12 protein-coding genes are annotated in these 14,130 nt (G+C 40.4%); 4 read left to right on the forward strand and 8 right to left on the reverse strand.

The features are described from left to right. Positions 1-24: 24 nt before the first annotated feature. From GS399_RS16210 to tgt, 4 genes are all read right to left on the reverse strand, one after another. Complete coding sequence (locus GS399_RS16210; RefSeq protein WP_160845701.1) at positions 25-2,682, reverse strand: hypothetical protein; 2,658 nt, start codon at positions 2,680-2,682, stop codon at positions 25-27. A gap of 835 nt (positions 2,683-3,517) precedes the next feature. Then, on the reverse strand, positions 3,518-4,435 hold the full coding sequence (locus GS399_RS16215; protein ID WP_160845702.1) for a DMT family transporter: 918 nt from the start codon (positions 4,433-4,435) through the stop codon (positions 3,518-3,520). Positions 4,436-4,439: 4 nt separating this feature from the next. After that, positions 4,440-5,525, reverse strand: coding sequence for an LptF/LptG family permease (locus GS399_RS16220; protein WP_202409485.1), 1,086 nt, complete (start codon positions 5,523-5,525; stop codon positions 4,440-4,442). Between the two features lie 13 nt (positions 5,526-5,538). Next, complete coding sequence (gene tgt / locus GS399_RS16225) at positions 5,539-6,669, reverse strand: tRNA guanosine(34) transglycosylase Tgt (RefSeq protein WP_160845703.1); 1,131 nt, start codon at positions 6,667-6,669, stop codon at positions 5,539-5,541. A 142-nt stretch (positions 6,670-6,811) separates the two neighbouring features. On the opposite strand from tgt, the gene GS399_RS16230 reads away from it, so the two are divergent. The 4 genes from GS399_RS16230 to dprA are packed head-to-tail and all read left to right on the forward strand — an operon-like array spanning position 6,812 to position 10,257. After that, positions 6,812-7,930, forward strand: coding sequence for a glycosyltransferase (locus GS399_RS16230; RefSeq protein ID WP_160845704.1), 1,119 nt, complete (start codon positions 6,812-6,814; stop codon positions 7,928-7,930). After that, positions 7,921-8,535, forward strand: a complete 615-nt coding sequence (locus tag GS399_RS16235; RefSeq protein ID WP_160845705.1) for an RNA polymerase sigma factor — start codon at positions 7,921-7,923, stop codon at positions 8,533-8,535. Before GS399_RS16230 ends, GS399_RS16235 begins: the two co-directional genes overlap by 10 nt. Next, positions 8,525-9,157: a 16S rRNA (guanine(527)-N(7))-methyltransferase RsmG gene (gene rsmG, locus GS399_RS16240; RefSeq protein WP_160845706.1), complete on the forward strand. Its 633-nt coding sequence runs from the start codon at positions 8,525-8,527 to the stop codon at positions 9,155-9,157. Before GS399_RS16235 ends, rsmG begins: the two co-directional genes overlap by 11 nt. 5 nt (positions 9,158-9,162) lie before the next feature. Beyond that, on the forward strand, positions 9,163-10,257 hold the full coding sequence (dprA, locus tag GS399_RS16245) for a DNA-processing protein DprA (protein ID WP_160845707.1): 1,095 nt from the start codon (positions 9,163-9,165) through the stop codon (positions 10,255-10,257). On the opposite strand, the gene GS399_RS16250 is transcribed toward dprA, so the two are convergent. From GS399_RS16250 to GS399_RS16265, 4 genes are read right to left on the reverse strand one after another with little or no spacing between them, the layout of a single operon-like run. Further along, positions 10,254-10,751 (reverse strand): SixA phosphatase family protein, encoded by a 498-nt coding sequence (locus tag GS399_RS16250; protein ID WP_202409486.1) that lies wholly within the window; start codon positions 10,749-10,751, stop codon positions 10,254-10,256. The two genes, dprA and GS399_RS16250, sit on opposite strands and share 4 nt — an antisense overlap. Positions 10,752-10,795: 44 nt before the next feature. Then, positions 10,796-11,434 carry a porin family protein gene (locus GS399_RS16255; protein ID WP_160845708.1) on the reverse strand — a complete coding sequence of 213 codons (639 nt, stop codon included), beginning with the start codon at positions 11,432-11,434 and terminating at the stop codon, positions 10,796-10,798. A 44-nt stretch (positions 11,435-11,478) separates the two neighbouring features. After that, the gene (locus tag GS399_RS16260) at positions 11,479-12,459 is read right to left on the reverse strand and encodes a glycosyltransferase family 9 protein (RefSeq protein WP_202409487.1); all 981 of its coding nucleotides are present in this window, start codon (positions 12,457-12,459) and stop codon (positions 11,479-11,481) included. Further along, the gene (locus GS399_RS16265; protein ID WP_160845709.1) at positions 12,456-14,129 is read right to left on the reverse strand and encodes a DNA polymerase/3'-5' exonuclease PolX; all 1,674 of its coding nucleotides are present in this window, start codon (positions 14,127-14,129) and stop codon (positions 12,456-12,458) included. The genes GS399_RS16260 and GS399_RS16265 overlap by 4 nt, the downstream gene beginning before the upstream one ends. Position 14,130 lies beyond the last annotated feature (1 nt).

Consider the following 14,130-nt stretch of genomic DNA (forward strand, 5'->3'; position numbering starts at 1 on the left):
AACCGACTTAGCGCTCATGCTATTCTAAAAATCAAGATTAAGATTTACTTCGAATATCGGATTTTGATGTGGTTTTTCATTTACAAAAATGATTTTACCTCCAAGGTCAACGTTCGGCAAATAAAATCGAAGAAGGTTCATATCTGCGCCAAGCTTAATTCCGAAAGTTCTTGGAGAGAAATCATTGTTATGCCCCACATTTTCAAAATCAGAGAAAAAGCCACCTTTGAACCGCTTAATGTATGCCAGCGGTCCGATTTCCCAGTCAGGATAGAAAATCGGGAAATCATAATTGGTAAGTAATGTATTGATCAGTTTGCCTGAATACTTCAAATTGCTGTAACCGCTCACCTTTGGAATATCGATAGTGCCATCGTATGCCCCGGTTGCATTTTGATAGTTAAAAGAAGCTGTCAGTGCATGATGCGGAAGTATGCCGGGAAAGTAAAACGTGGATTTGAAAGTAAGTAATTCGCCGGTAAGCGTATTCTGGAATGGGAAATTATTATATTCCACAGCAAAATTTTGCCCCCACGGCGGCGCAAGATCGCGTGGGCCAGTTAAACTGTTTCTGCTGAAGTAGGCCCGGTACTCCATCGGGAAATTCAAAATATCGATAAATGACTTTGGACGGTTTTCAACATCATAGCGCGTCGTATAGCTTGTTCCGACTTCAAAGCCTGAACTGTAGACATAGTTATGCTGGTTAAAGATGAACGGGAAGGTGACTTTGGCTTCCCATTGGTTTTCTCTCCAGCTAACTGGTATACTTGGCGCCCCATTTCCCTGGCGCTGATAAATTAGCCTTGCCTGGTTTATATATTGAATGTTAATGATCGGGTAGAACCGGCTGTAAGTAAAGCCCGCGAAGTATTCGCTTTTTCGCAACGCTCTGTTGAACTGGTAGCCGGTGTAAAAATTCAGCGTATTCAGTTTATTGTCCGATTGAATTTTTAAACCAAGATTGTAATCATCGTAAAAATCATTCTTTTCAACTACCGGATACAAACTGTGGAAATAGAATAAATGCGGGATTTCCCTGTACGGCTTTGTTGAGTAAGTGGCTCGAGGGATACTGTCAAATACGTCTTGGTTGCCTTCTTGCCTTACAACTGGCTCAATGTAATTAACGGATGCATCTGTGATGTTGTCAAGGGACACAGGTTTAATTGCTTCCGGGTCTAAGTAAGAGATTTCATAGCCGTTGAAGTTATAGTTATTGAATAAAATTCTTTTTCTCGATCTGTCATAGGAAGGATTATAAGCACCGAATTTTACAGAAGTAAGCTGTTGAATCTTTTCAGTGCTTCTGTTTAGCAGATAGAGATTATCGATCCCATTAAAGTGTGCTTTGAAAATTATGTTGTTATCTGCATAGATCGGATGGGAGATAAGTTGCGATTTAAATGGAATCAATTGATCGAATGACTTTGTATTGCAGTTAAGTTCATAAAGAGCAGTTCCCTGCTGCCCGACTGCGGTAACAATTACTTTGGTTCCATCAGCATTATACTGCGGGTATTGCATCATCAAATTTGAAGGCGTAGGAAAGGAATTTAATACACGTCCATCGCGCGAGTCGAGCTCATTTAACGTTATCTTGTTTTCGTAGGAGACATTAACAGAAATGATTTTTTTTCCATCCGGTGAAAGCGCTGGTGCAAAGTAACGGCTATGGTGTGTAAGCTGCCGATATTCTCGGGATTTTAAGTCGAGAATATTTATAACATTGAACGATCTTTTTTGAAAACGTTTATCATAACGATACTCATCCCATGTAATTTTTCCAGCGCCGTAATTGAAGTAAGGATCCTCTTGTATACCGATTTTTCGGATTGTTTTTTCGACACCGGTAGAATCAATTTCAACCAGTTTCGGCACGGATGTTTTGCCGTTTTTTAAAGCGATAATTTTACCAGCGGACGAAGCTGCCGGCATTAAATAATTAACCGGACCGTTCGCTTTTTTGACGGGTAAAATGGGGTAGGCCAATGGCTTTACATTCTCGAGCTGATCACGCCATTTTGATCGCAGTTCATCTACGGTAGAGTCGTGCAATTTCGCCGTCGTCAGGCTGGTGATTTTTTTGATTGAGTTGCTCAGATTGTACGGCCGCACAGGGAGTTTTGCCATACGTTTCATTAAGCTGTCAATCATGTTTGGGCCATGGTCCCTCCGCAGCTTGGTAACCATATAATACCCTAATTGATAGTACCCGGGGGTGATGTTTTTTACAGACCCAAAATAGTCTTTTGAATAAGAGAAATTTTCGGTACTTAGTGTATTTGTTCGAAAAGATACATCCCACTCAGGCATTCGTCCCCGGCCTGCATTTGTCAGACTTGTTTCTATTCCTACTGCGTCACCTTCATAAAACCATGGAGGTAAAACGATACCAAATATTGCTAAGGCAAGTTCTTCGAAAAAGGGTTTTCCTAAATATCCTGTCAATTTGTCAAACTGAGCTACGTGCCTCATCTCATGAACGGCCAGGCTATTTAGCCAATCCTGGTAATCAAAATCTTGCGAAGGGGTGGTAAAAAACTCCGATCGCCTTGGGGCAAGTTGCACAAATCCATTAGCGGAGGTTCCTTGATTTTGAAGAATGATCGTGATTTTTTTTGGTGTGATATGGTAGGAGAGGGACACCTTATTAATAACAACGTTAAGCGTGTTAGCCATCCGCTGGGCTTCATTTTTAAATTGAGAAGGATAGACCAATTGAAACGATTTTGTGTCTATCTGTTCCCATTTTAAAAAAGGAGGGTTTTGTGATGAATCAAAGAATTGACCAAAAGTGCTAACTGAAGTAAAAGTGAAAATTAGTATCGATAAGTATCTGATTAATATTTTATTGTATTTATATAATCCCATTATATTTTATGTGTGCTAATATTTTTAGTATAACTGATTTTGAAATAGTAGTAATAAGTAAAGTGAAAAGTTTGATAAATTGTTTATATGTCTGATTATCTGAATCTAATGTAAAGTACATTGAATCGATATAATGTCTTCTTTTCTCTAAAAATAGTTAAAATAGCTGACATTGTTGAACTGCTGGCATTGCGCTTCAAGCATAAGTAAACTGAAACTTGGCAGCTAGTTTTGAAATTTGATGTCAGTATCAAAATTCGTTGGCGGTTTAAATGATTACACTCGCCAACGCTTCGACGGTCATTCGAAATAATTGGTCTAGTCGCAAGTCGTAAATATTACGGTTGTCGGATGTCAATTTGCCGAGCTTGCTATATTAAAGGAGTATACACACTCGCTACCGCCAAGATTACGCGAACAGATATCTCACCTTGATTGTAAGATTTAAGTGTGATAAAAAAATGCCAGCATGACAACTTTTCATCGCTTGAAGTGAAGCCGGTAATTAGCAGCAAACGAAAAGTTAACTATTGGAATTGAAAATTTCAGTTTGGATTCTGCACTTGAGGTTAAATGTTCTGAAGAGTAATAATGTAAGAGGATAGCGGGTTTAGTTTTAGCTAAGTGTATTTTAACTTGTCCCCTACCCCATCGGTAATTGCTTTGAAAGTCTTCGTTTTTCGACCTTTGTTTTAAGGTAAGGATACATGAAAACAGCAGTGAGTATGATCACTGCCCCGAGATAAAATCCTCCGGTCATTTGTTCTCTTTTACCAAAAAAAATGAAGGCTAAAAGGATGCCATAGACCGGTTCCAGATTGGTTACGAGAGCAACCCTGAAGGCTGACAAATCTCTCATTACTGACACGCCGGCAACATATGCAACGGAGGTGCAAAGCACTCCCAAAATCACCAGGTAAAAAAGGTCTGGGCCATGCAAAAAGAAGGCAGTTTTAAGGTCAGTTGTAAACAGCGAAAACAGGCTTATCCATATGAAAGCTCCGCCTAGTTCGTAGAAGCTGATTACGGTTGCCGGGTGTTTTTTTATGAACTTAGAATTGATGATTGAAAAGAGACTTGCACACAATGCACATGATAAACCGCATATAATTCCAAGCGTGTATTTGGACTCAAATTTGAAGATCAAACAGATGCCTGCGACAATCAAAATGCCTGTAAAAATTTCAAGAGGTGAAATCTTTTGGCGATTAAAAACCGGTTCCAGAATGGCAGTGAAAAGTGTTAAAGACGACAGGCAAACTAATGCTACGGATACGGTAGAGACTTTGATCGCCTCGAAAAAAAGAATCCAGTGCAAACCTACGATTCCGCCGGTAAGGAGAAGTTTGAACAACGTATTTCGATCAAGCTTAAAGTTTGTTTTGGTTGCCTTGAAATAAGCCCACAGTGCGACAAAGGCGATTAGTACGCGATACCACACCAGGATCACAGCAGAAACGCTTATCAGTGCACCTAATATGCCCGTAAAGCCCCAAACGAAAACGGTAGCGTGAAGAATCAAAAGATTCCTTTTGATAGAATGAGAAGGATGTAAAGACATGACGTTATTTGGGCGCTTTAATCACAAGATATATCCCGATAGCGCCAAATATGACGTTCGGAATAAAAACTGCGACTATAGGCGGCAAACCGCCCTTTAAAGCGAACATGGTAGAAAACTGAATGAATAAGATATAGGCGAAGCTTAAAAATATACCGATGCCTAGGGGTAAGCCAATGCCACCGCGTACTTTACGTGATGATAGGGATACGCCCATCAACGTTAAAACGAATGCCGACAAAGGATACACAAAGCGCTTGTACTTCTCCAGGAGAAGGTTTACCATTAATCCGGTTCCACGGATTTTTTCCTTTTCAATCCGGTCGCCTAATTCACGCATATTCATCGCTGAATAAATGTTATCATGAATTTCGAAGTCCTTAGGGCGCATATCCAGAACGGTGTCCTTTTCCGCGCCGATTAACATGTTCTCTTTTAAGCCGTTAACCGTTCGTATCGAGTAGTTCTTTAATTTCCAAATGTGTTTTACAGAATCCCAGGCGATTTGGTCGGACATGATTTTCGACAGAAGTACGTCGCCATCGAACTTCTCGAGCGAAAACTTATAGCCGACCTTTTGATTGTTGTCAAAGTTCTCGATGTATACATAGCTGTTTTTATCCAGCTGCATGTGCGTTTTTAGTTTGGTGTTTTCAGACTTTGGGTTTACATAGATGTTCTCAAAATCATTTTTCAGGCGGTTTGTATTCGGAATGATAAAAAGGTTAAACACCAGGGTAATTATAAAAATTATAGAGGAGGAAATAAAGTAGGGGTAAAGGAACCTGGTGAAACTTGCACCACTGCTTAAAATAGGCACTATCTCCGTTTGATTAGCCATTTTAGCAGTAAAGAATATAACCGCTATGAAGTTGATCAAAGGCGAAAGAAAGTTTAGATAGAAAGGAATGAAGCCGGCGTAATACTCGAAAATAATCTTCGAAAGAGGAGCCTGGTGCTTTAAAAAATCATCGAGTTTTTCGGAGATATCAAAAATGATCATCACTACTGTGAATATCATCATGGTAAATAAAAACGTGCCCAGATATTTTTTAATGATATACCAATCAATGAGTTTTATTCCCAGCATGCTGATAAATTATTTATAAACGTTGCGATAATTTAACGACCATTTTATTTTTCCAGTCATAGAAGCTACCCGCAATTATTTGCTGTCTTGCTTCTGTTACAAGCCACAAATAGAAATGAAGATTATGCAAGGTAGCTATTTGTGCCCCGAGAATCTCTTTGGAGTGTATCAAATGACGAAGATATGCCTTTGAGTATTCTCTGTCGGCAAACAGGTCACTATCTTCCTCTATTGCCGAAAAATCGTCTTTCCATTTTTCATTTTTAATATTGATGATCCCGTTTTTTGTGAAAAGCATACCGTTTCGCGCATTGCGGGTTGGCATAACGCAGTCAAACATATCAACACCTAACGCAATGTTTTCGAGGATATTCGCCGGTGTGCCAACACCCATCAGGTAACGAGGTTTATCACCGGGCAGAATGTTGCATACAACCTCAGTCATGGCATACATTTCTTCGGCCGGTTCACCAACTGAAAGGCCGCCTATGGCGTTGCCTTCGCGGTTCATCGAAGCGATGAATTCGGCTGATTTTATCCGCAAATCCTTGTAAACAGAACCTTGGACGATCGGGAACAGGGTCTGCGAATAATCGTATTTCGGATCGGTACTGTCAAACCGTTCACAGCAGCGTTTAAGCCAGCGGTGAGTCATGTCAACAGATCGCCGTGCATAACCGTACTCGCAAGGATAGGGGGTACATTCGTCAAATGCCATGATGATATCCGCACCGATAATTCGTTGAATGTCCATTGCATATTCAGGGGTAAACAAGTGTTTTGATCCGTCGATATGCGAACGAAAGGTCACGCCTTCTTCTTTTATTTTTCGAACTTCTGTTAACGAATAAACCTGATATCCGCCGCTGTCGGTAAGTATTGGTTTGTCCCAGCCATTAAACTTGTGCAGTCCGCCGGCTTTTTCCAGAACATCCAGGCCGGGCCTGAGGTATAAATGGTAAGTGTTACCTAATATGATCTGCGCTTCGATATCATTTTTAAGTTCCCGCTGATGTACAGCCTTAACAGATCCGGCAGTACCAACCGGCATAAAAATCGGAGTTTGTATGGTTCCGTGATCCGTGACAATTTCGCCCGCTCTGGCTTTTGAAAATTTATCTGAAGCTTCTAATTTAAATTTCATTCTTGATAAGCAGCTCTTCGCTGTAAAATAGCCTGCAAAAATAGCAAAATAAGAGGCATTGAATATGTCTTATTTTTTTGATAAATTGATGGTACTTTAACTTTAAAATGAGAACTTTGCGCATCTAAAATTTATCACAGATTTGGCGGATTTCTTTTATTTAGTTGTCTTTATTATTTTTCAGATTTGTTTTTTATTTCAAATCTATTTCATAATAGTTATTCAATCGAAACTTAGGGGCTATAAAAACCGTATAGCAGAACTAAATGCCCAAAGCCCAGTGTCTGTGATTATTTGTGCCCGGAATGAACAGAACAACCTTCGAGAAAATCTGCCTTTAATCTTAGAGCAGGATTACACTTCCTTTGAGGTTGTAGTAGTGAATGATTGTTCATCCGATCAATCTGATCAGGTGCTTAGAGAATTTGGCGAAAAATATCCACACTTAAAAACCGTTACTATTGAAGAGCATGACCGTTTTAAACACGGAAAGAAGTTTGCTGTTACAATAGGAATCAAAGCTGCAAAAAATGAACTGCTTGTATTTACTGATGCCGACTGCAGGCCGGTATCTGCCAATTGGCTACGGCAAGTGCAAAATAACTTTAATCCAGAGACTGAAATAGTATTAGGATTTTCTCCATACGAAAGAGCCAAAGGATTTTTAAATCGCCTTGTACGTTACGAAACTGTTCTGACTGCATTAAACTATCTGTCATTTGCTTTAGGAGGAAACGCGTATATGGGCGTCGGTCGTAACATGGCATACAGGAAAAGTCTGTTTTTTAAGGGGAAGGGCTTTGCGTCGCATATGCATATTTTGTCGGGCGATGACGATTTGTTCGTAAACCAAAATGCAACGCCAACAAATACGGCGATAGAACTAAGTCCTGAATCTTTTGTAATGAGTGACCCCAAAAAAAGTTGGGCTGCTTACTGGAAACAGAAATTACGCCATATCGGTGCTGGTCATGCTTATAAACGCTCGCATAAAGTGTTACTGGGTTTACAATCAGCGTCTGCTATTGTATTTTACTTCGCATTATTGGTATTGATACTCTTACATGCGCAGTGGTGGTTCCTGGCTGGCTTATTCACTTTCAGGTTGGGATTACAGTATTTTATCTACGCCCCATCATTTCAGAAACTAAAAAACAAGGATCTGTTATGGTGGCTTCCGCTGCTCGACGGACTTTATTATTTCTTTATTTTTCTAATTAGCATCACAACCTTATTCAGGCCGAAAACTTCATGGAAATAAATCCGAATTTCTCAAACAATGCGAAAAACGACTTTAATTTAGTTACTAAAGCTAAACAAGGTGATCAACGGTCGTATGCCGAACTTATGCAACGTTACAAGGACTCGATTTACTTCATGGCTTTGAAAATGGTGAATAATAAGGATGACGCGATGGATCTCACTGTCGAAACCTTCGGCAAAGCATTTGAAAACCTGGATCGTTACAAACCCGAATTTGCTTTTAGCACCTGGCTTTTCCGTATCGCCACCAATAATTGTATTGATTTTATTCGAAAAAAGAAATTGAATGTCGTTTCAATGCATGCTATGATGGATGATGATGGCGACGATAAACCAATGCAAATCAGGACCGACACCTTAAATCCTGAAGAAAGTTCCATTAAAAAGCAGCAAAGCGAGCAGTTAAAGCTTATTGTTGAAAAATTACCGCAGCGATATCGAACATTAATTTTTTTAAGATACTATGATGAGTTATCTTACGAAGAAATTGCACAGCAACTTGATCTGCCACTGGGAACCGTTAAGGCTCAGTTATTCAGGGCAAGAGATTTGTTGTCGAATATTTTAAATCGTAAAAAGAAGAATTCGGGTAGTGACTTCTGAACTAATAGCCTCTTATTTTAATCATTTAAGCGAAAAACAAAAAGAGCAATTTGCTCAGCTGGACGAATTATATCGCCATTGGAATTCGCAAATCAACGTTATTTCCCGCAAAGATATCGATAGCTTATACCTGCATCATATTCTTCATTCGTTAAGTATTGCAAAAGTAATATCCTTTCTACCGGGTGAAAAGGTATTGGATGTAGGTACCGGCGGCGGTTTTCCAGGTATTCCACTGGCAATTTTATTCCCAGAAACGAAATTCTACCTGGTTGATTCAATCGGAAAGAAAATAAAAGTTGTACAAGGCGTCTCTGAAGCCATTGGCCTGAAAAATCTCCAGGCAAGCCATGCACGCGCTGAGCAGATTGACGATAAGTTTGATTTTATTGTGTCACGCGCAGTTACTCAGCTAAAGGAGTTCTACCCCTGGGTTAAAGGAAAATTTACCAAATCGGCGAGTAATACATATCCAAGCGGAGTTTTTTACCTGAAAGGCGGCGATTTGAAGCAGGAGTTTGCTGAATCTAAACTTCGTAATATCAAACAGATTCCTTTAAGTGATTATTTTAAGGAAGAATTTTTTGACACCAAGTATGTGATCTATTTTCCAGCACAATAGATTGTATGTCGCTTCTCCACCAGATTGCACTCACCAAGGTTTACGGAATTGGCTCTAAAACAGCGCAACAGTTGCTGGCATATTTTGGCTCTGCCGAAAATATTTTTAATGCCAAGGCATCTGAACTCATAGCAATTAACGGTATTGGTAAAATAACCGTCGAAAATATTCAGAAAAGTGAGGCATTACATCAGGCAGAATCTGAGTTAAAGTTTATAGAGAAGTACCAGATAACGACGTTGTTTTATACCGAAAGCAATTTTCCGCAAAGGCTGAAGAATTGCTATGATTCGCCTATTTTACTTTATTTTAAAGGAAACGCCGACCTCAATGCCACTAAAGTGATCAGTATTGTCGGAACACGTAATGCTACAACTTATGGCCGGGATATTTGTGATTCTCTTATTGAACAATTGCAAAAACATAACGTGATTATCGTAAGTGGTTTGGCACACGGGATTGATAGCTTTGCTCACAGAGCTTCATTGCGCAATAACATACCAACTGTTGGCGTGTTGGGTCACGGCCTGGACCGGATTTACCCGGCTGTTAACAGAAATATGGCAGAGAAAATGCTGCATTGCGGTGGCTTGCTCAGCGAGTATTGTTCGGGTACAAATCCCGACAGGGAAAATTTTCCCAAAAGAAACAGGATAATTGCCGGGCTCTCTGACGCGACTATTGTTGTTGAGGCAAGTTTGAAAGGCGGTGCTTTAATTTCCGCTGAAATAGCAAACTCGTACAATCGTGATGTTTTCGCTTTTCCGGGAAACATAGATAACGAATTTTCGGCTGGATGCAATTACCTGATTAAAACGAATCGGGCTAACCTGATCTCTGGAATTAAGGATCTCGAATATCTGTTGGGATGGAATGAGGCGGAAACAACTGTCGCACCGAAACAATTATCTTTGCCAATTGGACTTTCCAAGGATGAGAAACTGATTGCCGAAACTATTTACCAGCACGGTTCCATTGCAATTGATAAACTGCTTATCGCAACGAATATGCCGCAAAGTAAGCTGGCAATGCTAATTTTGGGATTGGAAATGCAAGGGCTGATTGTTTCCTTGCCCGGTAAAATGTATAAACTATCCTAAATATTAGGATTTTTAGGGTAATCAAATAATACTAATTGGCCGGTTGAGCCGCTGATATATTTCCAGCTGTCGAAATCAAATTCGAGTAAAACTACCCCGCATGTCGGAATATTATAAACGCCCTGGTCAGACAAATGAGCAACAAGGTTTGTCAATCCAGGATTGTGGCCAAACAATGCTACGAAATCGAACCGACCGTCAAGATTATTGATCACGTTTAGCAAAATGGTGAACGATGCTTCGTAAATGCTTGTTTGCTGTTGGATGTCCGACTCGGGAACACCCCATATTTTTGCAAACGACTGCGCCGTACTAATCGCGCGCAGCGCAGGGCTGCTTACCAGTTGCTGAGGAATAATATTCTTTTTAAACAATCGTTCCGCCATTTCAGGCGCGTTAACACTGCCTCTTTTGTTAAGCGGTTTGTCAAAATCCTTTAAATCCGGGTTGTCCCAATCTGACTTAGCATGGCGAACAAGCAGCAGTTGTTTCATTATGCTAAATTAAAAAAAGGCTTGGAATGGGTCTTTATCAAGTGCTATTTTGTTTGGAATATAAAATAGCCCAGCGAAACGGAAACCACGCGGTTTTTCTGTATTAATTCGGAGGAGGTGTTTATGTTAGACAATCCCAAGCCGTAATTACAGCTTAAGAAGAAACCTTTTGGCAATTCGTAACCTGCGAGGAAATTTAAGCCCAGATCGGTCGAATTAAGATATTTATCCTTACCAAACAGTATTTTTTCTTCAGAAGAGCTGCCATCAGAAAATGTTATTTTAGCTTTGCCGCCTAAACCAAAACCGATATAAGGTCCGGCGCCGAGCAAAATCTTTCCGATCCCGGCAGGAAATTTGGCAACCACGTTTAAGGGTATCTCCAGATACAATGGCGACAGCGTTTGATAAACGGAGGACACATTGCCAATGGCGCTTAATTTATATCCTTTCTCTGACAGAGTTAGCCCGGGTTGAAAATAAAATTGTTTTGACATTTCAATTTCTGAGACGACACCCGCGTGCCAGGCAGTTCTTGAACTAATGTTGAACGGTAAATCTGCTAAGCTTGAACGTAAACTCGGGCTTGAAAAATTAACGCCTGCCTTTGCTCCAAATTTTATCTGCGCACTTGCGGCGGACACGAACAACGTTAATAAAACAGCATACAAATATTTTTTCATGTGATAATTATAGGCCTCCGAAGATAAACAATCTCTGAAGAAATTTAAATGCCTGTTGATGAATCGGCAAGTTGAGCCATGTTTATCTCATTCATGCATTTAAAGTGCCCGAGCGGGCATTTTTTATAACCAATTTTAGAGCAGGGCCGGCATGATAAGCCTTTAACTTCCAAAATTTTAGAGGACAATACTTTATAAGGATACATGCCGAATTCAGGAACTGTATTTCCCCAAACGGATGTAATTGGCTTGTCAAACGCTGCTGCAATATGCATAAGCCCTGTGTCGTGTGTAATAATGTGTCCTGCCATTTTAACAAGGAATGCCGACTCGTCTAAGCTAAATTTACCACAGGCATTGTAAACGTGAGCGCCGGACGCCGCGGCAATTTCCTGACCTCTCAGTTCATCATCTTTTCCGCCCATGAGTATTACTGGACTGGAAATATTGTTACAAAGCTCAATTAGTTTGTGAACCGGCAGCCGTTTGGTAGCATGTTGTGCGCCAATAACAACTCCAATATATTTTTGATGCGTGACCGGCAAGAGAGTCTCCAGCTGATATTGCTTCAACAGGAAATAATCTAAACCTTTACCATCGTTTTTGACTCCAAGAAATGATGCCGTTTCGAGATACCTGTCCACAATATGTACCGACGGGAGCAAATTGATTTTAAATTTTACGTAAAGCCACTTCTGGACATTCAGCTTGTTGAATGAATAGGCTTTGGCTTTGAGCTGTAGCTTAATTAACCTTGTCCGTAGATTATTATGGAGATCAATAACGTAATCGAAGTTTTCAAGTTTTAACTGGCGGATCGTTTCCTTTAGATCGGGTTGCAGAACATGTAAACGGTCGATATAGGGGTTGGCTGTTAAAACACTTTCAAACGACGCCTTGGTAAGATAATGAATTTCAACTTCTGGCCTTTGCTCCTTTATGCAGCGTATAACCGGCGTTGTAAGCACAATATCACCGATCGAACTGAAGCGGATGATCAGCAGTTTAATTTTTTTATTCTTCAAACAGTTATAGCTGAACGTTTTTTATCCAAAAAATTGCTGATCTCTTCCAGTGACATTGCATTCAGGCAATTTTCTTTTGACACGCCGCCTTTGCGGGCAGCGAGCACACCGAAATGCATATCGTAAAATCCTTCCTTACGATGAGCATCCGGGTTAATCGAAAGAATTACGCCTTTTTCAATGGCATAGCGATGCCAGCGCCAATCCAGATCGAGACGTAACGGATTCGCATTTATTTCTATCACAACGCCGTTTTCGGCGCAGGCATCGATTATCTTTTTATAATTAATAGGGTAACCGTTCCTGCTTAAAAGCAGACGCCCGGTTGGGTGGCCTAATATGGTTGTGTATGGATTTTCAATCGCCTTAACCAACCGCTCCGTTGCACGGTCTTCGCTCATTTTAAAAACTGAATGCACTGAAGCAACAACATAGTCAAATGTTGACAGGATTTCTACGGGATAGTCCAATGAGCCGTCATAAAGTATGTCGGACTCGATTCCCTTCAATATTTTAAACGGAGCCAGCTTGTTATTTAGCAGGTCAATTTCATCGTGCTGTGCCAGAACCCTGATTTCGCTTAGCCCCTTCGCATAAACAGCTGTTTTTGAATGATCGGCTATCCCGAAATACTGAAGTTTCAGCTCATCTCTGCAAAATAAAGCCATTTCCTCCAATGTATTTACACCGTCACTCCATGTGCTGTGATTATGTAATGAGCCTTTTAGATCCGCAAATGTTATCAATTCAGGCAATTTATTCATCGCGGCAAGTTCGATTTCATTCAGACCTTCACGCAACTCGGGTTCGATATATTGCAAGCCCGCGGCCTTATACAAAGCTTCTTCGGTATCAAAGGCTTTATTATCTCCTAATTTTTCTAACACCTGTGGGGTGTGAGCCTCGCTGCCTGTTTGAACGAATAAATAATAGGTAAAGTGTTCCTTCTCGCAGAAAGATATATTGATCTTCAGGCCTTCAACTTCCGTTTGAAATTTAGTATTATCAGTACCGGAAATAGAAAATGTCTCGTCGCCAACAGTAAATGCCTCAGTTTGTTGAAGAGTACCAATTAAGAAATCAAGGGAATCGATAATTTCACAGCGGCGCCTTACTTGCCCGGTGAAGGATACTAATGAATCTGGGAACTGATCTTTCAATACATTTAGCCATCGATTCGCAGTAGCTTCAACCTTCGCATAAATAAAACGTCCGTTGCTTGCCATTTTAAATTCAATGGCATTACGGATTTCTTCCTGAGTTTTTAAACCAAAACCTTTTGCTTCGATCAGCCGATTTTCATTGCAGGCATAATAAAGCTCACCGATATTTTCGATTTCAAGGTCCTGCCAAATCACCTTAACTTTTTTCGGCCCCAAACCTTTGATTGACATAATCTCCAGAATGCCGTCGGGTGTTTGCTCTAAAAATTGGTCGAGTTCTGAAATATGGTTGGTTGTAATCAATTCCCAGACTTTAGCAGCCGTGCTTTTGCCGATACCGTCTATCTTTTCGATTTCATCTAAGGGTTTGTCGGCTAAGCGAAAGAGTAGTTTGTCAATTTTAAATGATGCGTTTGCTATCGAACGAACCTTGAATGAATTCTCGTCATAAAGTTCCATCAGCTGGCTGAGCAGCCGGAACTGTCGTGCAATAGCTTTATTTTCCATC

It is taken from the genome of Hufsiella arboris (genome assembly GCF_009834875.1).
GTDB classification, from domain to species: Bacteria; Bacteroidota; Bacteroidia; order Sphingobacteriales; family Sphingobacteriaceae; genus Hufsiella_A; species Hufsiella_A arboris.

Coding starts and splice junctions, on each gene's coding strand:
- GS399_RS16210 (WP_160845701.1), bottom strand. CDS start 2,682: ATGGCTAACACGCTTAACGTTGTTATTAATAAGGTGTCCCTCTCCTAC.
- GS399_RS16215 (WP_160845702.1), bottom strand. CDS start 4,435: ATGTCTTTACATCCTTCTCATTCTATCAAAAGGAATCTTTTGATTCTT.
- GS399_RS16220 (WP_202409485.1), bottom strand. CDS start 5,525: ATGCTGGGAATAAAACTCATTGATTGGTATATCATTAAAAAATATCTG.
- tgt (WP_160845703.1), bottom strand. CDS start 6,669: ATGAAATTTAAATTAGAAGCTTCAGATAAATTTTCAAAAGCCAGAGCG.
- GS399_RS16235 (WP_160845705.1), top strand. CDS start 7,921: ATGGAAATAAATCCGAATTTCTCAAACAATGCGAAAAACGACTTTAAT.
- dprA (WP_160845707.1), top strand. CDS start 9,163: ATGTCGCTTCTCCACCAGATTGCACTCACCAAGGTTTACGGAATTGGC.
- GS399_RS16250 (WP_202409486.1), bottom strand. CDS start 10,751: ATGAAACAACTGCTGCTTGTTCGCCATGCTAAGTCAGATTGGGACAAC.
- GS399_RS16255 (WP_160845708.1), bottom strand. CDS start 11,434: ATGAAAAAATATTTGTATGCTGTTTTATTAACGTTGTTCGTGTCCGCC.
- GS399_RS16265 (WP_160845709.1), bottom strand. CDS start 14,129: ATGGAAAATAAAGCTATTGCACGACAGTTCCGGCTGCTCAGCCAGCTG.